Origin of the sequence: Brevibacterium casei CIP 102111 (genome assembly GCF_900169275.1) — a bacterium.
Lineage (GTDB): Bacteria > Actinomycetota > Actinomycetes > Actinomycetales > Brevibacteriaceae > Brevibacterium > Brevibacterium casei.
In genome coordinates this window covers 244,854-263,681 of sequence record NZ_FXZC01000004.1, presented here as the reverse complement: position 1 = coordinate 263,681, position 18,828 = coordinate 244,854, and the positions used below count along the sequence as shown (strand labels likewise).

The 18,828-nt window shown below is 69.5% G+C and carries 16 protein-coding genes; 6 read left to right on the top strand and 10 right to left on the bottom strand.

Annotated features, from left to right (window positions below):
• The first annotated feature begins 21 nt into the window (after positions 1-21).
• Both BC102111_RS11055 and BC102111_RS11050 read left to right on the top strand, forming a co-directional pair.
• Complete coding sequence (locus BC102111_RS11055) at positions 22-1,515, top strand: cryptochrome/photolyase family protein (RefSeq protein ID WP_101624343.1); 1,494 nt, start codon at positions 22-24, stop codon at positions 1,513-1,515.
• Positions 1,516-1,862: 347 nt separating this feature from the next.
• Positions 1,863-3,269: a uracil-xanthine permease family protein gene (locus BC102111_RS11050; protein WP_101624342.1), complete on the top strand. Its 1,407-nt coding sequence runs from the start codon at positions 1,863-1,865 to the stop codon at positions 3,267-3,269.
• On the opposite strand, the gene BC102111_RS11045 is transcribed toward BC102111_RS11050, so the two are convergent.
• The 3 genes from BC102111_RS11045 to BC102111_RS11035 all read right to left on the bottom strand — a co-directional run bounded on the left by BC102111_RS11045 (position 3,257) and on the right by BC102111_RS11035 (position 6,599).
• The gene (locus BC102111_RS11045; RefSeq protein WP_095375162.1) at positions 3,257-4,324 is read right to left on the bottom strand and encodes a LacI family DNA-binding transcriptional regulator; all 1,068 of its coding nucleotides are present in this window, start codon (positions 4,322-4,324) and stop codon (positions 3,257-3,259) included. The genes BC102111_RS11050 and BC102111_RS11045 overlap by 13 nt on opposite strands.
• A 65-nt stretch (positions 4,325-4,389) precedes the next feature.
• On the bottom strand, positions 4,390-5,100 hold the full coding sequence (locus tag BC102111_RS11040; protein WP_095375163.1) for a sulfite exporter TauE/SafE family protein: 711 nt from the start codon (positions 5,098-5,100) through the stop codon (positions 4,390-4,392).
• The gene (locus tag BC102111_RS11035) at positions 5,097-6,599 is read right to left on the bottom strand and encodes an amidohydrolase family protein (protein ID WP_009377527.1); all 1,503 of its coding nucleotides are present in this window, start codon (positions 6,597-6,599) and stop codon (positions 5,097-5,099) included. Before BC102111_RS11035 ends, BC102111_RS11040 begins: the two co-directional genes overlap by 4 nt.
• Before the next feature lie 202 nt (positions 6,600-6,801).
• On the opposite strand from BC102111_RS11035, the gene BC102111_RS11030 reads away from it, so the two are divergent.
• Both BC102111_RS11030 and BC102111_RS11025 read left to right on the top strand, forming a co-directional pair.
• A complete protein-coding gene (locus tag BC102111_RS11030; RefSeq protein ID WP_180960623.1) occupies positions 6,802-8,127 on the top strand; it encodes a methyltransferase domain-containing protein in 1,326 nt (441 codons plus the stop codon).
• 104 nt (positions 8,128-8,231) lie between these two features.
• A complete protein-coding gene (locus tag BC102111_RS11025; protein WP_101624341.1) occupies positions 8,232-8,582 on the top strand; it encodes a hypothetical protein in 351 nt (116 codons plus the stop codon).
• A 56-nt stretch (positions 8,583-8,638) separates the two neighbouring features.
• Here the strand turns inward: BC102111_RS11025 and trpS are convergent, their stop codons facing one another.
• A complete protein-coding gene (gene trpS, locus BC102111_RS11020; RefSeq protein WP_101624340.1) occupies positions 8,639-9,685 on the bottom strand; it encodes a tryptophan--tRNA ligase in 1,047 nt (348 codons plus the stop codon).
• Between the two features lie 332 nt (positions 9,686-10,017).
• Between trpS and BC102111_RS11015 the strand changes: the two genes are divergently transcribed.
• Complete coding sequence (locus BC102111_RS11015) at positions 10,018-10,398, top strand: VOC family protein (protein ID WP_101624339.1); 381 nt, start codon at positions 10,018-10,020, stop codon at positions 10,396-10,398.
• 36 nt (positions 10,399-10,434) lie between these two features.
• Here BC102111_RS11015 and BC102111_RS11010 read toward each other — a convergent pair whose 3' ends face one another.
• Together BC102111_RS11010 and BC102111_RS11005 are read right to left on the bottom strand one after the other, a co-directional pair.
• Complete coding sequence (locus BC102111_RS11010; protein ID WP_101624338.1) at positions 10,435-12,135, bottom strand: ABC1 kinase family protein; 1,701 nt, start codon at positions 12,133-12,135, stop codon at positions 10,435-10,437.
• 116 nt (positions 12,136-12,251) lie between these two features.
• Entirely contained in the window at positions 12,252-12,737 is a 486-nt protein-coding gene (locus tag BC102111_RS11005) for a DUF2306 domain-containing protein (RefSeq protein WP_101624337.1), read from the bottom strand.
• A gap of 82 nt (positions 12,738-12,819) precedes the next feature.
• Between BC102111_RS11005 and BC102111_RS11000 the strand changes: the two genes are divergently transcribed.
• Positions 12,820-13,509 (top strand): MerR family transcriptional regulator, encoded by a 690-nt coding sequence (locus BC102111_RS11000; protein WP_101624336.1) that lies wholly within the window; start codon positions 12,820-12,822, stop codon positions 13,507-13,509.
• A 15-nt stretch (positions 13,510-13,524) separates the two neighbouring features.
• Here the strand turns inward: BC102111_RS11000 and BC102111_RS10995 are convergent, their stop codons facing one another.
• Genes BC102111_RS10995 through hutH form a run of 4 tightly spaced genes read right to left on the bottom strand, consistent with a single transcriptional unit; the run spans position 13,525 to position 18,795 of the window.
• The gene (locus tag BC102111_RS10995) at positions 13,525-14,385 is read right to left on the bottom strand and encodes an IclR family transcriptional regulator (RefSeq protein WP_101624335.1); all 861 of its coding nucleotides are present in this window, start codon (positions 14,383-14,385) and stop codon (positions 13,525-13,527) included.
• A 3-nt stretch (positions 14,386-14,388) separates the two neighbouring features.
• Complete coding sequence (locus BC102111_RS10990; protein WP_101624334.1) at positions 14,389-15,786, bottom strand: formimidoylglutamate deiminase; 1,398 nt, start codon at positions 15,784-15,786, stop codon at positions 14,389-14,391.
• Entirely contained in the window at positions 15,783-17,072 is a 1,290-nt protein-coding gene (locus BC102111_RS10985; RefSeq protein ID WP_101624333.1) for an allantoate amidohydrolase, read from the bottom strand. Before BC102111_RS10985 ends, BC102111_RS10990 begins: the two co-directional genes overlap by 4 nt.
• 1 nt (position 17,073) lies before the next feature.
• Positions 17,074-18,795: a histidine ammonia-lyase gene (hutH, locus tag BC102111_RS10980; RefSeq protein WP_101624332.1), complete on the bottom strand. Its 1,722-nt coding sequence runs from the start codon at positions 18,793-18,795 to the stop codon at positions 17,074-17,076.
• Positions 18,796-18,828: the final 33 nt, after the last annotated feature.

Genomic DNA, 18,828 nt, shown 5'->3' with positions numbered 1-18,828 from the left:
CTCGGTGTCATAATCCTCTTCATGGCCTTCACCGATCCGCGCCACCTCACCCTGCTCTGGTTCCGCGACGATCTGCGCGTATCGGACCACGAAGCGCTCAGCGCCGCGCGCGCCGACGGCGACGTCGTCGCGATCTGGGTCCGCGAGGTCCGCGACGAGGAAGGCCGGGGCCCCCGACCGCTCGGCGCAGCCGCCCGGTGGTGGGTGCATGAGTCGCTCACCGTCCTCGAGCGGGAACTCGATTCGCTCGGCATCCCCCTTCTCGTCGCGGCCGGACCCGCGGCCGAGATCATCCCCGCGGTCGCAGCCGACCTCGGAGCGGACACGGTCCGCTGGTCGCGCCGCTACGCACCGGCCTCACGTGCTCTCGACGAGGTCGTCACCGACGCACTCGGCGAGAACGGCATCGCCGTCGAAGCCTCACCCGGCGCCCTCCTCGTCGAACCGTGGCAGGTCGAACCATCCTCGGCGAGCGCGTACTACAAGGTCTTCACCCCGTTCTGGAACGCCGCCCGCGAGGTTCCGGTCGGCTCGCCGCTGCCGGTACCGCCGGCGCAGACACTCGATTCCGACACCGCCGCCCGGATCGAGCAGGTCCGTGAGTCCGACTCGCATCTCGTCGCCACGATCGACGACCTCGCACTCCTCTCACCCGCGGGCCCCGCCGGTGGGGACAGCGGCACCGAGGGTTCGCGCACCTCACCGTTCCCGTGGTGGGAGGACACGATCGCCGGGCACTGGACGCCCGGATGCACTGCCGCCGAGGAGGAGGTCGACGACCTCGGCGCCCGGGTCGACGGCTACGCCGAGGACCGCGACATCCCCGCAGACCGGGACGGCACGTCGAGGCTCTCGCCGCGACTGCGGTTCGGCGAGGTCTCCCCGCGGCAGCTCCTCGCCGCCGTCACCGCTCTCACCGATGTCGGTGCCAGCGATCGCGAGGCGTGGGTGCGGCAGCTCTACTGGCGCGAGTTCGCGTGGCACCTCACCTTCCACGTGCCCGACCTGGACTGGCGTCCGATGAGACCCGAGTTCGCCGAATTCCCCTACGAGGACGACCCCGAGGCGCTCGCGGCCTGGCAGCAGGGCAGGACCGGCATCGCCCTCGTCGATGCGGGAATGCGGCAGCTGTGGCAGACCGGCTGGATGCACAACCGCGTGCGCATGGTCACCGCCAGCCTGCTCATGAAGAACCTGCTGCTGCCATGGCAGTCCGGGGAGCAGTGGTTCTGGGACACGCTCGTCGACGCCGATGAGGCGAACAACCCGGTGTCGTGGCAGTGGGTCGCCGGCTGCGGGGCCGATGCCTCACCGTTCTTCCGCGTCTTCAATCCCGAGCGGCAGCGCGCCCGCTTCGATCCTGAGCGCGTCTATGTCACACGGTGGCTCAAGGAGTCCGGACCCCGTCTCGACGGTCCGGTGGGTGAGGGCGATCCGATCGTCGACCTCGGCGAGTCACGGCAGGCGGCGCTGGCCGCCTACGATGCGATGAAGAGCGCCCAGACCGCGGACTGAGTCGCCCGCGCAGCCCCCTCGGGTCGACGGAACCATCCCGAGGGGACCGCTCCGAGGCGAGCGCACCAGCCTCGGCCGGTCCCCTCGCCGCGACATGGTTCCCGCGCGTCCCCACGACCCCTAAGTCCCCGCACGACCCCCAAGTCCGCGCACGACCCTCCCATCCCACGCCGGCGGCCGACCCGGCATCCCAGTATCCGAATCCGCCCTTGACAGTCGAGTGTGACTCCCGCCACGATTGAACAAATCGATTTGGCTCTAGTGAATCCCTACTCACGCGCCTGCGGCCTCGGCCGCGGTCGATGGGCCTCAGCGACGAGGTCCCTGGCGAAGGAGAGACCCCAGCGATGGCAGCTGACACGAACACCGACCATGCGGCATCCGACCCCTCGCGCATCCACCCTGTCGACCGATTGCGACCGGTGCACACGCTCATCCCGTTTGCGATCCAGCACGTGCTCGTCATGGTGGCGACGCCGATCTCAGCCGTCTTCCTCATCGCCAACGCACTGTCGCTGTCGCCGCAGACGACGTCGGCGGTCCTCTCGGCGGTGTTCGTCTTCTCCGGGCTCGGTTCGATCCTCCAATCGGTGGGCGTGTGGAGGATCGGGGTGCGACTGCCCTTCGTCATGGTTCCCGGCGGTGCGGCGACGATCCTCTTCATCTCGATCGGCCAAGGCACCGACCTCTCCACGGCGGTCGGAGCCGTGCTCATCACAGGCGTCTTCTACATCGTCGCCGTGACGCTGTTCGTCAGACTCCTCAAGTTCTTTCCTCCACTGGTCATCGGCGTCATGGTCGTCGTCATCGGAATCAACCTCATCCAGGTCACCGGCAAGCTCATCGTCGGAGAACCGGGAACCTACTCGTACGGAGACCCACAGAACCTCCTTCTCGGCTGCGTCACGATCGTCATCACCGTGCTCTCCTTCAGATTCCTGCGCGGCATGCTCGGCAAGCTCTCCATCGCCATTGGCCTCGTCGGAGGGACAGTGCTCGCGGCCGTCATGGGAAAGACCACCTTCACCGAACAGCTCGACGGTCCTCTGTTCGCGACCCCGACGCTCCTGCCGCTCGGGGCACCGACCTTCGATCTGGCCGCAGCGATCCCCATGCTCCTCTGGGCACTGGCCTCGATGGCCGAAGCCACCGGCCAGACGATCATCAACGGGGAGATCGTCGGGAAGAAGGTCGAACCCACCCGAGACGTTCCCCGCCTCATCCGGGCCGATGGCCTCATCACCGTGGCCGGAGCCCTCTTCGGCACCCCTGCGCTGGTGACGAGTGGGGAGAACGTCGGAATCGTGCGCGCATCAGGAGTCCGCAGCCGATTCGTCACCGCATTCGCGGGCATCCTGCTCATCCTCATCGGCGTCAGCCCGCTCGCCCGCATCCTCAACGGCATCCCGCCGGCCGTCGTCGGGGGCAGCGCGGTCGTCGTGTTCGCGATCATCGCCGTCCTCGGGATTCAGATGCTCGCCCGTGTCGACTTCAACCAGACCGGCAATCTCATCACGGCAACCGTCGGCCTCGCCGCTGGCCTGCTCCCCGTCCTCCTCCCCGGCATGTACGCACACCTGCCCGCGAATGCGGCATCTCTCCTCGGCAGCGGTGTGGCGATGGCGGCATTCGTCTCCGTCCTCCTCAATCTCCTCTTCCACCACACCGGACGCAGAGACAGGCACCCGAAGTCCCGCACCCCGATCGAGGATCCGAGCCGGCTCGAACAGCGGCCAGGGGACTACCGGATCTGAGGGCGCTCGCCGAGGTGGCCGCCTGGTCCCGCGGTCGACGCCCGGACGATCAGTCGTGGATCCGGCCGGTGGGGCCTCTCGACCTCCGGAGAGGCGGGCGATCCATCGAGCACGGCAAGCAGAAGCTCGACGGCGTCTCGCGCGACCTCGTCGAGTCCGAGATCGACCGCGGTGAGCGGCGGGGTGCTCGTCCGCGCCCGCAGGCCGTCATACCGTGTCGCGACGAGGAGGTCGACGCCGACCGAGCGCCCCGCGGCCTCGGCCGCCCGCACCGCACCCGAGGCGAACGTGTCGATCGGCACGAACAGGGCGTCGACATCCGGGGCATCGCTGAGGATGGCCCCAGCCGCATCGGCACCGGCCGGCTCGCCTTCCTCTTCGTCCGCTTCGGCGATGACGGGTGCGAAGCCGTACTCGGCGGCGGCCGCCAGATACGCGTTTCGCGCGGCCACCTGGGCTCCGCGCTCGCTGGTGCCGACGATGAGGGCGGGCCTGCGAGCCCCCTGCGCGATGAGGTGCTCGACGAGCAGCTCTGCCGTCTGCGCATGCCGGAGGTCGACGACCCCACTGGCCTGCGCAGCCCCGCCGGGACCGTCGATCGTCACGTAGGGGATCCCCCGGGCCTCGAGGGCGGAGGCGATCGGGTCGTCGACGGCGGGTTCGAGGAGGACCGCACCGTCGATGTCGAGGCGGTCGACAGGGTCGGTGCCGCTCACCGGAGGCGTGAGCATGAAGACGTACCCGCGCAGCAGCGCGGTGCGGGCGCAGCTCATGGCCAGCTCTGTGAAGAAGCCGAGTTGCGAGGGGCCCGCTGAGACCGCCGCCGGCATCGAGGACAGGAGGGCGAGACTCTGCGATCTCCCCTTCCGCAGGCCCTGCGCCCGCACGCTCGGACGATAGTTGAGTTCGGCGGCAACAGCCATGACCCGCTCACGCGTCTGCGAGTTGACCTTGCCCAGACCGTTGAGGGCATGGGAGACCGTCGTCCGCGAGACTCCGGCCTCGCGGGCGACATCGGCGATCGTCGCGCGATGCGGACGCGGTTGAGCAGGCATGGGTTCAGGGTACTTGAGGTTGCACGGTGGAACGGCCGGCGCGGGGGACAGCCGAGCCTGTCGCATCACGCCTGGATGATGACGAGGGCACCCGAGACGATCGCGAACCCGAGGACCGTGTAACGGAGCACCGGACCATCGAGGCGGTGGTGGACGTAGCGGCTGAGGAAGGACCCGACGACGAGGAAGGGCAGCAGCATCGCCGTCGTGACCAGGGTCGGGCCGGCGACCTGGCCGCTCAGCGCCAGCACGAGCAGGGAGATCACCTCACCGACGAGGAAGCACACGGCCACGGTCGACCTCAGTTCGGGGCCGGGACTGTGCTGGTAGGCGAGCGCGTACGGCGGGCCGCCGACTCCTGTCGATGTCTCAGTCACCCCCGTGATGAGGCCGACGGCTGCGAGGGCGGTGCGATTCGGTGAGAACTTCGGTGCGAGCAGTGCTGCGACGGCGGCGATGAGCGTCGACCAGCCGATGAGGAGGGAGAGCTGGTGCAGGTTGACGATGAGGAGGATCCAGAGTCCTGCGAATGTCCCCGCGAAGCGTCCGACACTGATCCACTTCACCCCGTGCCAGTCGATGGCGCTCCTCTCCCGAGCCGCGACGTAGGCGTTGAGCGGGATCATGAGCACGAGGAGCATGACCGGGATGAGGGTCGGGTCGATGAAGCTGACGACCGGGGCGACGATCATCGCGAACCCCATACCTGTCGACCCCTGGACGAACGCGGAGATGAGGACCGTCGCTGCGACGATCGAGAATGCGAGGACCGTCATCCGCGGACCCCTGAGGCACCGCGGGCGCTCAGAGGCCCCGGAGTCTCGTAGGGATCGACTGCGCGGACAGCGGATTCCGCCTGAGCCACCTCGGCGCCGTGCTCCTTCATCCAGGACGCCCGATGCTCGGTGGACAGCGGGTCCACGCGGATGATCGGCGAACCGCCGACGACGCGATCGGCCGCCTGCCGGGCACGCTCAAGCAGACCGTGCCCGTCCCAATCGACGGGCCACCCTCGGTGCAGGCGCAGACGCCCGGCGACGATGACCGACTCGATCTGGTCGCGGTTGCCGAGGCGCACGAGTTCCCACGGAAGGTCCCACGAGGGCACGAACTCGGGCACATCGAGGTCGACGACGAGGAGGTCGGCATGGGCGCCGGGAGCGATCTCGCCGACTCTGCCGGCGAGTCCGACGGCGTCGGCGCCTCCGCGCAGGCCCTTCTCCAACCAGGTCCACCCACCGCCGCTCGAGGAGTCACCGGATGCCACGCCGGTCGTCAGCCGCTGGGCGGTCTCAGCGGCATCGAGGAGGCGGAACGCGTCGGACCGGGTGCCGTCCGTGCCCAGGCCCATGCGCACCCCGAGTTCGTGGAGGAGCAGGGCCGGGGCGACGGCGTTGCCCTTCCACGAACTCGCGACGGGGTTGTAGCTGATCGCCGCTCCGGACTCCGCGAGCAGGCGGATCTCCCGGGGAGTGACAAGGGTCGCGTGGGCGGCGAGGAGTTCGGGACCGAGCACGCCGAGGCGGTCGAGTCGTTCGAGCGGTCGTTCGCCGCCCGTGATGAGCGAGCGCTCGACCGCCGCCAGGTGCTCGTTGAGGTGCGTCTGGAAGACCGAACCCGCCTCGCGGGTGAGTTCGGCGAGGACGACCAGCGCCTCGTCCGAGGCGGCCTCGGGAATGGACACGGCCAGGGACGGATGGACGAGGTCGGCATCGTCCCACCTGCTCAGGTGGTGTTCGGCGGCGGCCCTCACCTCGGCGACGGAGGCCGTGCGCACCCCGCCGCCGAGGTCGTTGCCGATGATCCCGAGGACGCACCGGAGTCCGACCTCGGTCGTGGCTTCGGCCATCCTGGCGACGTCGACCCCGGCCCTCGTCCCGGCGTCGGCGACCGTGGTGAAGCCTCCGCGCAGCGACTCCCATGCCGCCAGCCTGGTGGCGACCTCGATGGCCTCCGCATCCATGTGTCCTTCCATGGGGACCCAGACTCGGGCGAAGATCTCGGACGGCTCTCCGAAGACGAGTGACTTGCCGAACGCCTGCGAGAGGTGATGGTGGGCGTCGATGAATCCCGGCATGAGGAGTCGGCGCGGAAGGTCGATGCGGTTCGCGCCCAGGCAGGCCGGGCGGGAGGCGAGGGCATCGAGGGAGTCGACCTCCGCGATCCTTCCGTCGACGACGAGGACCGCGCAGTCGCGCTGCGGGCCGTGGGGCATGAGGACCTGCTCGGGGACGAGGAGCGTCGGAGCTTCATGGAGGGTGCGCAGAGGATTCATGATGTCCTTCGGGATTCTCCGGTGCCGTGGCACACCGTGAGCCAAATCGATTTGGTTACTCCGAGTCTATGGCCCCTCCGTGAGGAGGTCAATGCATTCGGCACTCCCCGGGTCGACGGAACCATTCCGAGGGGACCGCTCCGAGGCGAGCGCACCAGCCCCAGGCGGTCCCCTCGCCGCCACATGGTTCCCGCGACGTAAAATGGCGGTCATGACCACGCTGCCCCTCACCCCCGCCTCGGCGACCTCCGGGGGCCTGGTCTGCCCGTACTTCGAGGCGCACCGCTGCCGGTCGTGCACGCTCATCGAGACTCCGCACGCGCAGCAGATCACCGATAAGGAATCCTGGTGCCGCGACGTCCTCGCCGATCACCCGCCGCGCACGTGGCTGCCGGCCGCCGCGGGTCCCGACCACGACTTCCGCAACCGGGCGAAGCTCGCCGTGGGCGGCAGCGCCGGTGCGGTGACGCTGGGCATCCTCGATGCCGAGTTCGACGGCGTCGACCTCCGCGACTGCGGCATCCAGGCACCGGCGATCCGCGCGGTCATCCCGACCCTCGCCGACTTCCTCGACGACACCGGACTCGACCCCTACGATGTCCCCACCCGCCGAGGCGAACTCAAGTTCGTCCACGTCACCGCGGCCCCCTCGGGGGACCTCATGATCCGGTTCGTCGTCCGCTCACAGTTCGGACTCGAGGTCATCACCGCACGTCAGGACCGGCTGCTCGCCGCCCTCCCGCAGGCGACGGTCGTCTCCGTCAATCTGCTGCCCGAGCACAAGGCCGCACTCGAGGGCAGTCGGGAGGTCATGCTCCGCGGAGAGACGCTGCGGATGGACCTCGAGCGCGTCGACCTGCACCTGCGCCCGCAGAGCTTCTTCCAGACGAACACCGAGGTGGCCATGCGCCTCTACGATCAGGTCGCGGCCTGGGTCGACGAGATCGCACCCCGAACCCTGTGGGACCTCTACTGCGGTGTCGGCGGGTTCGCCCTGTGGTGCGCGGTGCCCGGCACGGGTGCAGACGCCGACCTTGGTCCGGGCACCGACCCGAGACCCGGCATGGACACGGCCGCGGGAGACGACCACGGACGGCCGCCTCGGCGGGTGACCGGCATCGAGGTGAGCGAACAAGCGATCGAGTCGGCTCGAGCGAGCGCGGACGAACTCGGCGTCGACGTCGAGTTCACGGCCGCCGATGCCACGGAGTTCGCGCAGTCTCGGCTGGCGGACTCCCAGCAGGCGGACGGGGACCGGCCGGACTGCATCATCGTCAATCCGCCTCGGCGAGGGATCGGGGCGACGCTGTCGACGACCCTCGAGGACTCACGCGTCGAGCACATCGTCTATTCGAGCTGCAACCCCCTCACCTTGGCCAAGGACCTCGACCGGATGCCGAGCTACGTCGTCGAGCAGGCGCGCGTCTTCGACATGTTCCCGCACACGAAGCATCTCGAGGTCGCCGTCCTCCTCCGTCGACGGAGAGGAGGTGACGACGCTTCGCCGGTACGGAAGGACGGGCGGTGAGGTCGCGGCGACGGCGAGGCAAGGACACCCCCACCGAGGCGGCCGGAGAAACTGTCAGCGGAAAACCCGTGCGCTTTCCCCATTCGGCAGGCTACATTGACTCCATGACGATCTCACTCAACACCGATGCCGTCGAGCACGCTCGTGAGCTCATCCGCGCCGGCAAGGTGGACAGCAACGACCTCGGCGACTGGTCGGCGGAGAAGCCGACGGCCGAAGGCGAAGACGTCTTCATCGCCAACAACGGCTGGGACGCGTACGCGAAATGGCATCTCGGCATCGACGAGGAGGCGGATCCGCGGACGAAGAAGGCGTATTCGTTCCCCTACGGCGACTTCGTCGAGGTCCACCGCGCCGGCGTCATCGCCGCGGAATCCCGGGCCGGCGAGTACAAGCACACGGAGATTGAGAAGGCGGCGAAGGAGCTGCTCGACCTCATCGACAAGGACAAGTAGCGGGCGCACGTGTGGCGGAGTGCCGGCTGACCGGCCCCCGTGACGCTCCCGCCCGATCAGCGCCCGTAGTCCATGCCCATCGCCGTGCGCACCTCGGCGAGCGTCTCCTCGGCGATGACGTTCGCCCGGGCGTTGCCCGCTGAGAGGATCTCACGGACCGCGGACGGATTGCGTTCGAGCTCGCGCCGTCGGGTCCGGTGGTCGGCGAGGAACTCGTTGACCGCCTCGGTGGCGGCCTTCTTCAGGGCTCCCGCCCCGGAGTCCCCGATCTCCTCGGCAATGGCCTCCGGTGTCCGCCCGGCGCACACCGCCGCGGTGGTGAGCAGGGCGGAGACCCCGGGGCGGCTGTCCGGGTCGAAGGTGATCCGCCGGTCGGAGTCCGTCGCCGCCCTGCGGATGACCTGCGCCGTCTCGTCCGCGCTCATCCCCAGGGCGATGGCGTTGCCGTAGCTCTTCGACATCTTCCGTCCGTCGAGTCCGGGCAGTTCCGGGGTCGTCGTGAGCATCGCCTCGGGTTCGGCGAAGACACGGTCGTAGCGTTCGTTGAACCGCCGGGCGATCGTCCGGGTGATCTCGACATGAGGCAGATTGTCCTTGCCGACCGGGACGAGATTGCCCCGGCAGAAGAGGATGTCCGCCGCCTGGTGCACGGGGTAGGTGAGCAGGAGTCCGCTGAGCGGGCGATCGGAGGCGGCGAGCTCGGCCTTGACCGTCGGGTTGCGCCGCAGTTCGCTGTCGCTGACGAGGCTGAGGAACGGCAGCATGAGCTGATTGAGCGCGGAGACCGCCGAATGCGTGAAGATCGTCGTCCGCTCAGGGTCGATCCCGGCGGCGACGTAGTCGAGGTTCGCCTCGTGGACGTTGTCGGCGACGTTCGCCGAGGTGGCCCGATCGGTGATGACCTGATAGTCGGCGAGGACGATGAAGGTCTCGATCCCCTGGTTCTGCAGGGCGACCCGTTCGAGGATGGAGCCGAAGAGATGGCCGAGGTGGAGCCGGCCGGTGGGGCGTTCGCCGGTGAGCATCCGGTAGCGTTCGGGATGGGCATCGATGTCGGTGCGCAGCTGCGGCATGCGATCGAGGGTGGCGGAAAGGGAATCCATGTCTGTTCTCCGTGGGGTGCGTGTGCGGTCTGGTGTGCACGGGTCGCACGGAGAGATCCCACCTCGTCAGCGGGCTGCCATGCAGCCCGCGGGTATGCGTCAGTCGGCTGCGTCGTCGAGCAGCCACCACCAGTTGAGTCGGGTTGTGCGCATGGGACGAGTCTACGACCTCGCAGGTTCGGTGCGTACACTGGATCGCGATGACCGGATTGGCCCAGCGCCGCTCACGGATCGGTGACCCGGTCCGTACGTGAGCCGCCCGGGGCGCGAGCGCGCCCCTCCTTTCGAGACCACGACCTCAGATCGTCATGCCCAATTCGAAAGGACCATTCATGTCAGCAACCTTCAACCACACCATCGTCGCCGCCGCGGACCCGCAGGAATCGGCGCAGTTCTATGTCGACATCCTCGAGGCCGAGCACACCCGGTCATGGGGTGTCTTCGCCAACGTCATGCTCTCCGGCGGGGTCATGCTCCAGTTCGCCTCTCCCCCACCGCCTTACGAAGTCTCCCCGGTGCACATGGCCTTCCTCTGCACCGATGAGCAGTTCGATCGGGCACTCGGCCTCCTGCGGGACCGCGGCCTCGACCACTGGGCCGACCCGCAGCGCACCCGGCCGGGCGAGACGAACACCGAGCACGGGGGACGCGGCGTCTACTTCCTCGACCCGGCTGGCCACTACCTCGAGCTCATCACCGCGCCATACCTGTGAGCCCAGCACCCGACTACGCCAACGGCCGCCGCCCGCTCACCGCGCGCGTTTGGCGAGCTTGAGCACCTCCTCGGTGACAGTGACGTGACTGGTGCGGCGCACGGAGAGGTTCCGCCAGGTCACGGCGGCCAGACCTGCCGCGGCGAGACCGGCGATCGAGACTCCTTTGATCGTCGGACCCGTCCGGTTCGCGAGCAGCTGGGAGGCCGCGAGCAGCGACGATGAGGCCATGAGCCCATCGACGAGCTTGTCGGTGAGTTCGTCGGGGTCGCGGAGGTTGATCTCGAACCGGGTGTCGCCGTTGCGCAACTGCTGGACGAGGATCTCGAGGTCGCGGGGCAGGTTGTTCGCCATCCGCGTCCAGTTCGACGTCGACCGGACGAAGCGCTCGAAGAGCTTCTGCGGAGAGTTCTCCTTCTTCGCATGCTCACGCAGATACGGCCCGAGGTACTCCTCCATCGTCACGGTGCTGCCGATCTGGATGCCGAAGCCTTCGAGCCTCGACATGACGCGCACGAGCATCGCGAGGTCGCTGGGGAAGCTGAGCTCCTTCTCGTGGAGGAGCTGCATGCACGCGTTCATCGCCGCACTGAGATCGATGTCGGCAGACGCCGTGTCCTCGGGCAGGTACTGCGCCATCCACTTGTCGATGGCCATCTCGAGGTCTTTGACGTCCGTCGAGGCCGGCGCTTTGCACACGACGATGATGACGTCGGTGAGCCCGGAGACGTCGCGTCCGACGACCGCGGTGAGCAGCCGGATGACGTCGTTGCGGCGGGGTCCGGCGAGGTAGCCGACGTCCCCGTAGTCGAGGAGGACGACGTGCTCGGAGTCGGAGACGAGGAAGTTCCCCGGGTGCGGATCGGCGTGGTAGAGACCATGGTCGAAGATCATCGTCATCCACGCATTGGTCACATGCTGGGTGAGGTCGTTGACGGTCCACCCGCTCGCGGTGACGTCGGCTGCCGTGCGCAACGACGACCCTGCCATCTGCTCCATCGTGAGCACTCCCGCGGCGCTGAGCTCCGGGAACGGCTTGGGCACGAGCAGCCAGTCGAATTCGCTGAGTTCCTGGGTGAAGCGCTGCATCGCACCGAGTTCGTTGCGCAGGTCGACGGCCTGGGTCATCATCTCGGCGAACTGTTCGACGGCCTTCACAGGGTGGAAGCGGGCGAGGTCGGGATCGGCGGATTCGGCGAAGCGGGCGACCTTGCGCATGAGGTCGAGATCCCCGCGCACCTTCTCCTCGGCGCCGAAGTGGAGGACCTTGACCACGGCCGGCGTTCCGTCCTTGAGCACGGCGTGGTGGGCCTGAGCCACCGATCCGGAGGCGAAGGGTTCGTCGTCGAAGGAGGCGAAGAGTTCGGTCACGGGCGCCCCGAGGTCGGCTTCGACGCGTTCCCGAGCCTTTCCCGGTGGATCGGCGGGCACTTCGGCCTGCAGCCCGGCGAGCGCCTCGGCGATGTCCGTGCCCACGAGGTCGGCGCGCATGCTCAGGGACTGGCCGAGTTTGATCCACGTCGTCCCGAGTTCGGTGAACGCCGCGGTCAGACGCGCTCCTGCGTCGAGTTCGACGAGGTCGGGGTCGGCGAGCTTCGTCGCCAGGCTGGTGTCCCCGTCGGCGGCGGCGAGCTTGCGGGCGGACTGTTCGGCGATGCCGTACCGGGCGAGGACTTCGAGGATCTCCCGCGCGCGGGCGGCGTCTCCGCCGAACATGGTCGGGTGTGGGGATGCCATGGCTGCTCCTGTGTCTGGCACGAAGATCCGGTCGACCTCCGCTTGAGGTGGGCACAGTGTAACCACCGGACATCGGCACGGGGTGCGAATCGACCCCGCCGAGGCGGGTGCCGGGTTCACGTCACCGCGTCCTCGGGGACCGGCTCGGGGGCCTTGGCCCTCACCGTCACCACCCGGACGAACACCGTGACCGTCGCGGCGACCGCGAGCACCGTGACGATGACGACGAGGGGCTCGCTGCGCAGCATCTGCGGGATGAGGCGAGCGGGAATGATCGAGGCGAAGACGAAGGCGATCAGGGTGCCGATGTAGGCGCCGATCATGAAGTGGCGGTGGACGCGGACCGAGCCCAGGCGAATCGCGGTGATCGCCGCGGCAACGCAGACGAGCGTCCAGATCGAGAGTCCGTGGAGCCAGGTGAATCCGTTGGGCATGATCCAGAAGCTCGAGACGCACACGGTGACGATGGCGGTCACCCAGCCGGCGCCGAGGATCCGGTGGGCCGTGTCGCGCCGGCGGCGGAAGATCTGCACAGGACCGAGCAGAAGGACGTAGAGGGCTGCGATGGCATGGATGGCGATGACCGGAGTGAGCGTGTCCATGCCTGTAGGATAGTTTCACTATCTACGCCGGCGCCATCAGGATAGTCGCCGGTGGGAGGACTATCCAAGCGGGGAGGGGACCATGCTGCTCAGTGAGTTGGCCGTCGCCAGCGGATGTTCGGCGGCGACGATCAAGTACTACCGCCGCGAGGGACTGCTGCCGCCCGGCGAGCGGATCACCGCGACTCGTCAGAACTACGGCACCCGACATCTCGAGAGGCTCGCTCTCATCCAGGTGCTGCGGGAGGTCGCCGATGCCCCGATTCCCGCGATCCGCAGGCTCACCGCGCTCCTCGATGATCCGTCGGTGCCCCTCATCCGGGCGCTCGAGGAGGCGCAGGCGATCGCCCTGGGCGACCTGGCGGCCGGAGGCCCGGCCGCCGGCGACCGTCCTGAGCACCCCACTGTCGCCGCACTGCTCGAGCGGATGGGCTGGCCGGACATCGGGTCGATCCCGCGCCGGGCTCTCGACGAGGTGCTGCACACTCTGGCGGCGTGGGAGATGCCCGATGGGATCGACACCGTCATGCGCTACGCGGTGCCGATGGCGGAGATCTCCCGCGGGGACGTCGCGTCTCTGCACAGAGGCTCCCTGCAGAAGGGCTCCCTGCAGAGAACCGAGGACGGGGACGAGCCCTCGGAGGACGTCAAGGTCATGCGCGCCGTGGCCGGGAGCATCGCCTTCGACCAGCTCATCCGGGCGCTGCGGGCGCTCGGCCACGTCTCGCTCAGCGTCACCGCCGATCGCAGCCAAGGATCCGAACAGCCCTGAGACCCGACCGAGCGCTCACCGCAGCTTCGCGGTCACCTCGGCGGCTGCGGCGAGCACACGCTCGACGAGGTCCTCGGACACCTCACCGGCGCCCGAGGTCACCGAAGCGTCATCGGACCCGGCGCCGGCCCGGTCTGCACTGTCAGCGCTCGCACCGGCTCCCGCCTCGGTGCCGGCCCCCGCCTCGGTGCCGGCCTGAGCACCGACCGCAGGGTCGGCGACGGAGAGCCCGATCGCGGCGATCGGACGGGAGAGGACGTCGTAGACCGGAGCGGCGAGCGTCGAGATCCCCGGCGTCACCTCACCGTGCTCGATCGCCCACCCGGCCCGCCTGGTCTGGGCGAGCAGAGCGCTCAGCTGTCTGAACGAACCCGGCCCGACCCCGGTGCGGGTGACGAACGACGACTCGGACTGGAACATCGCGAGCACCTCGGACTTCGGCAGCTGCGCGAGGATCGCCCGCCCGGTCGCCGTGAGGTAGCTCGGCATCCGCACGCCGGTCGCGGTGACGACGGCGACGGACCGCAGCGACTGCTCCTTGAGGACGTAGACGGTCTCCCATCCGCGGATGATCGCCAGCTGCGCGGTCGCCGAGGTGTCCTCGGCGAGCTGGCGGACGACCGGCTGCGCGAGGCGCTGCAGCGGGTTGGTCCGCAGGTACGAGCTGCCGAGCTCGTGGACTCCGGGACCAAGCACATACCCCGGTTCGGTGCGCACGACGAGCCCGAGCTCCTCGAGCACGGAGAGGAGCTCGTAGACGCTCGAGCGCGGGATCTCGAGGGCACGGACGAGCGCGCCCGCGGAGATCGCGCGGTTCGATGAGGCCAAGTGCCTGAGGATCGCCACCGACCGTCGCAATGCAGGGACCTCCGCCATACCTCAGCTCGCCGCCGAGGCGTCGGCTGCGGACAGGGCGGACGCCGGGGTCCCCGGGGCCATGCCCAAGGCGGCGAACGCCTCGGCGTAGAGCCCGGGAATCGGCCCGAGCGCGGTGTGGACGCCGTCGCGGACGCGCACGACTCCCCCGCTCACGGTCATGTGGATGTCGGTTGCGGTCGCACTGAGCACGACCTGCTCGCCGAGCGAGCCGAAGGTGCGCATGCTGTCGGTGCGCACGGCGATGAAGTCACACGCCTTCCCGACCGTGAGCTCGCCGACGGGCAGATCGAGGCTGCGTGCACCGCCGAGGGTGAGCGCGTCGATGAGCTCGGCCGGGGAGAAGCGACCGCGCTCACCGCTGCGCAGACGCTCACCGGCCTCGAGCCCCTGGGTCTCGCGCAGCGCATCGAGGACGACGTGCTGGTCGGAGCCGAGGGCGATCGTCGCTCCCGCCTCGGCGAGTTCGCGGGCCGGACCGATGCCGTCGGCGAGGTCGGCCTCCGTGCACGGGCACATGACGATCGTCGTCGCACCCTCCCCGAGCGTCGCGATGTCCGCATCGGTCAGGTGTGTGGCATGGACCGGGGAGAGCCGCTCCGTGACGACTCCGGCCCGGGCGAGCACCTGGGTCGGCGTCGTCCCGTAGGCGGCGATCGAGGCCTCGTTCTCCGCCGGTTGCTCCGAGAGGTGGACGTGGAGGGGTCCGGTGATCTCGGCGAACCGCGGCAGGTCGGAGGCGGGCACCGCCCGCACCGAGTGGATCGCGGCCCCGACGGTGACGAAGCTGTTGCCCGCGGCGTCGACGGGGAACTCCGCCGCGAAGTCCGATGCGAGGCGGGCGTGCCGGTCGAGGTAGTCCTCGATCGTGCCGTCGCCGAAGCGGGCCTGCTCGTCGGAGAGTTCGGTGCCGATGCCGCCGGTGAGGTAGCACGTGTCGAGGAGGCGGATCCGGATCCCCGCCGAGGCGGCCGCCCGTGCCAGCGCCCGCTCCATCGCGTGGGCCTCAGGGTAGGGGGTCCCGTCCGGGGCATGGTGGACGTAGTGGAATTCACCCACCGAGGTGTAGCCGCCGGCGAGCATCTCCGCGAAGACGGCGCGGGCGACGGTCTCGTAGCTCTCCGGGCTCAGGCGCCCGGCCACGGAATACATGACCTCGCGCCACGTCCAGAAGGTGCCGCCGTCGCCGTGGGTGCGTCCGCGCAGGATGCGATGGAAAGCGTGCGAGTGGGCGTTGACCCCTCCGGGCAGGGTGAGACCGCGAATGACCTCGGCATCGGCGGGCGCCTCCGCGACCCCTGTGTCGACCGAGGTGAGCGTGCCGGTCTCATCGGCGGTGAGGAGGACGCCGCTGGTGACCGCCCCGTCGAGCCATGCGGATTCGCACCAGAAGCGGGTCATCGCGTGCCTCCTGTCGCCTGTGGTCCGACGAGCTCGCTCTCGAGCACGGCGACGAGCGCGGAGACTCCGGCGCGCGCATCGTCGTCCTCGCAGGCCTCCTCCGGCGCATGGGAGACGCCGGTGGGGTTGCGGACGTAGAGCATCGCCGAGGGCACATGGGCAGCGAGGATCCCCGCGTCATGACCGGCACCCGAGGGCAGCATCGGCGATTCCGGCAGCACCGCGCGCAGACGGTCGTTGAGCTCGGCGGTGAAGCGCGTCGTCGGCGAATACGACTCCTGGGAGACGGTGACGCTCACCCCGGTGTCGGCGGCATGCTCCTGGGCACGGGCGGTGATCGCAGCAAGGACCTGCTCGACGACGGCATCGGACTCGTGCCGGATGTCGAGCCAGAAGCTCATGGCCGAGGCGATGACGTTCGTCCCGCCCGGGTGGATGAGGGTGCGCCCGACGGTGGCGACGGCCTTCGCGTCAGTGGCGGCCGCTAGGGTCGGGATATCGCCGATCACTCGCGATGCGGCCACCACCGGATCGGCGCGGTGGCTCATCGGAGTCGTTCCCGCGTGATTGCCCTGACCGGCGAACGCGAGATGCCAGCGTCCGTGTCCGATGATGGAGGAGCCGATGGCCACAGCCTGATCAGTGCCCGCCAGCCCGATGCCCTGCTCGACGTGGAGTTCGATGAACGAGCCGATGCTCTGCAGGCGAGCGGGGTCGGTGCCGATGCGCTCAGGGTCGAGCCCGTAGCCGCGGGCGACGTCGGCGAACGTGTCCCCGTTCGCGTCGGTGAGCCCGAGCGCGCGGTCGGCGTCGATCGCCCCGGTGATGAGCCGCGACCCCAGGCAGGCGACACCGAAGCGCGAACCCTCCTCCTCGGGGAAGACGGCGAGCGCGAGCGGCCGGGTGGCGCGCTCGAGAACGCCCGAGTCCCGGAGGTCGTCGAAGGCCGCGAGCGCCGAGGCGACCCCGAGGGGGCCGTCGAAGGCACCGCCGCCGGGAACGGAGTCGAGGTGGGATCCGGTGACGACGGCATTCGTCCGCCCCGCCGTCGAGTCGCCTCCCGCCGCCGGGTCGTCGCCGGTCGTCGCGTTGGGCGTGTGCGCCCATGCCCACGTGATGCCGTTGGCGTCGATCTCGGTGTCGAGTCCGCGCCGGTTCGCCTCGGCGAGGAACCAGTCGCGCAGATCGCGTTCCGTCGTCGAGAAGCCCGGCCGCTGGTAGCCCGGCCCTCGCGGGTCACGTCCGGTGTCCTCGATCTGCCCGAGCAGGGAGACGACGTCGCTCATCTCAGCGGCCCTCTCCTGCGGTCTCGCCCGCGCTGCCGGCCTCGTCCGGGTGGTACTCGGTCGTCGCGGCGGCCGTGCCCGAGGCCTCGGCGGCGGCCTCGAGGTTGCCGAGCGCCGTGAAGTCGGGGTCGTCGACGGCCGGACCGCCGCCAGCAGGCTGCCAGGTGCCGGCGGCTGCGGTGACGGTGTGCGTGAGCGGGGTGACCGCCTCGGCGGCGGCGACGAGGGATCCGTCCTTGACCTTGGCGATCGTCTCAGCGAGCTCCGGGGAGAGGAAGCGGTCGGGTCCGGGACCGGGCACGGTCTCACGGATCGCGGCGATCACTGCTCCGGTCACCGGTGCCGGCTCGGCCTCGCGCATGTCGCAGGCGCGGGAGGCGGCGTAGAGCTCGATGCCGATGACGCTGGCGAGGTTGTCGACGACCTTGCGCAGTTTGCGGGCGGCCGACCAGCCCATCGACACGTGGTCCTCCTGCATCGCCGAGGACGGGATCGAGTCGACCGAGGCGGGGGTCGCGTTGCGCTTGGCCTCGGAGACCATGGCCGCCTGCGTGTAGTGGGCGATCATCAGACCCGAGTCGACGCCGGCGTCGTCGGCGAGGAAGGGGGTGAGGTCCTGGTTGCGGGCGACGTCCATCATCCGGTCGGTGCGACGCTCGGCCATCGATGCGACGTCGGCGGCGACGATCGCGAGGAAGTCGAGGGCGTGAGCGAGCGGGGCGCCGTGGAAGTTGCCGTTCGAGGACACCATCCCGTTGGTGAGCACGACGGGGTTGTCGATCGCCGCCCGCAGTTCGCGTTCGGCGACCTGCGTGGCGAAGGCGAGCGCGTCACGGGCGGCGCCGTTGACCTGCGGGGCGCAGCGCATCGAGTAGGCGTCCTGGATGAGGTGCGTCGAGTCGCGGTGGCTGGCGGTGATGCCCGAGTCCTTGAGGGCGGCGAGCATGTTCGCCGCCGAGGCGGCCTGACCGTCGTGCGGGCGCAGCGCGTAGTGGAGCTCCGGGGCGAAGACCGCGTCGGTGCCGAAGAGTCCTTCGATGCTCATCGCCGCAGAGATGTCGACGGCGGTGAGCAGGCTCTCGAGGTCGGTCAGGGCCATGATGAGCATGCCGAGCATCCCGTCGGTGCCGTTGACGAGGGCGAGGCCCTCCTTCTCGGCGAGCGTGACCGGGGTGATGCCCGCAGCGGCGAGGATCTCATCGGCGGGACCGGCGACACCGTCGGGGCCCTCCGCGACGCCTTCGCCCATGACGACGAGCGCGCACGCGGACAGGGGCGCGAGGTCGCCCGAGCAGCCGAGCGAGCCGTACTCGTGGACGACGGGGGTGATGCCGGCGTTGAGCATGTCGACGTAGGTCTGGAGCACCTCGGCGCGGACACCGGCGCGCCCGGTGGCGAGCGTCCGGGCGCGCAGAAGCATGAGGGCGCGCACGACCTCGCGTTCGACGGGTTCGCCGACGCCCGCGGCATGCGAGCGGATGAGGGACTTCTGCAGCTGCGTGCGCAGTTCGGCGGGGATGTGGCGCTGGGCGAGGGCTCCGAACCCGGTCGAGACACCGTAGACGGGCTTCGGGGCGGCGGCGAGCGCGTCGACGGCCTCGCGGTACTTCGCGACCCGGGCCAGGGTCCTCTCGCTCAGCGACACCTTCGCGTCGCCACGGGCCACGTCGACCACCTCGGCGAAGGTGAGGGTGTCGGGATCGAGATCGATGACAGCGGGCATCGGGAGCCTTTCTTCTGTGTCGGTCGGACCGGT

Coding starts and splice junctions, on each gene's coding strand:
- BC102111_RS11055 (WP_101624343.1), top strand. CDS start 22: ATGGCCTTCACCGATCCGCGCCACCTCACCCTGCTCTGGTTCCGCGAC.
- BC102111_RS11050 (WP_101624342.1), top strand. CDS start 1,863: ATGGCAGCTGACACGAACACCGACCATGCGGCATCCGACCCCTCGCGC.
- BC102111_RS11045 (WP_095375162.1), bottom strand. CDS start 4,324: ATGCCTGCTCAACCGCGTCCGCATCGCGCGACGATCGCCGATGTCGCC.
- BC102111_RS11040 (WP_095375163.1), bottom strand. CDS start 5,100: ATGACGGTCCTCGCATTCTCGATCGTCGCAGCGACGGTCCTCATCTCC.
- BC102111_RS11035 (WP_009377527.1), bottom strand. CDS start 6,599: ATGAATCCTCTGCGCACCCTCCATGAAGCTCCGACGCTCCTCGTCCCC.
- BC102111_RS11030 (WP_180960623.1), top strand. CDS start 6,802: ATGGCGGTCATGACCACGCTGCCCCTCACCCCCGCCTCGGCGACCTCC.
- BC102111_RS11025 (WP_101624341.1), top strand. CDS start 8,232: ATGACGATCTCACTCAACACCGATGCCGTCGAGCACGCTCGTGAGCTC.
- trpS (WP_101624340.1), bottom strand. CDS start 9,685: ATGGATTCCCTTTCCGCCACCCTCGATCGCATGCCGCAGCTGCGCACC.
- BC102111_RS11015 (WP_101624339.1), top strand. CDS start 10,018: ATGTCAGCAACCTTCAACCACACCATCGTCGCCGCCGCGGACCCGCAG.
- BC102111_RS11010 (WP_101624338.1), bottom strand. CDS start 12,135: ATGGCATCCCCACACCCGACCATGTTCGGCGGAGACGCCGCCCGCGCG.
- BC102111_RS11005 (WP_101624337.1), bottom strand. CDS start 12,737: ATGGACACGCTCACTCCGGTCATCGCCATCCATGCCATCGCAGCCCTC.
- BC102111_RS11000 (WP_101624336.1), top strand. CDS start 12,820: ATGCTGCTCAGTGAGTTGGCCGTCGCCAGCGGATGTTCGGCGGCGACG.
- BC102111_RS10995 (WP_101624335.1), bottom strand. CDS start 14,385: ATGGCGGAGGTCCCTGCATTGCGACGGTCGGTGGCGATCCTCAGGCAC.
- BC102111_RS10990 (WP_101624334.1), bottom strand. CDS start 15,786: ATGACCCGCTTCTGGTGCGAATCCGCATGGCTCGACGGGGCGGTCACC.
- BC102111_RS10985 (WP_101624333.1), bottom strand. CDS start 17,072: ATGAGCGACGTCGTCTCCCTGCTCGGGCAGATCGAGGACACCGGACGT.
- hutH (WP_101624332.1), bottom strand. CDS start 18,795: ATGCCCGCTGTCATCGATCTCGATCCCGACACCCTCACCTTCGCCGAG.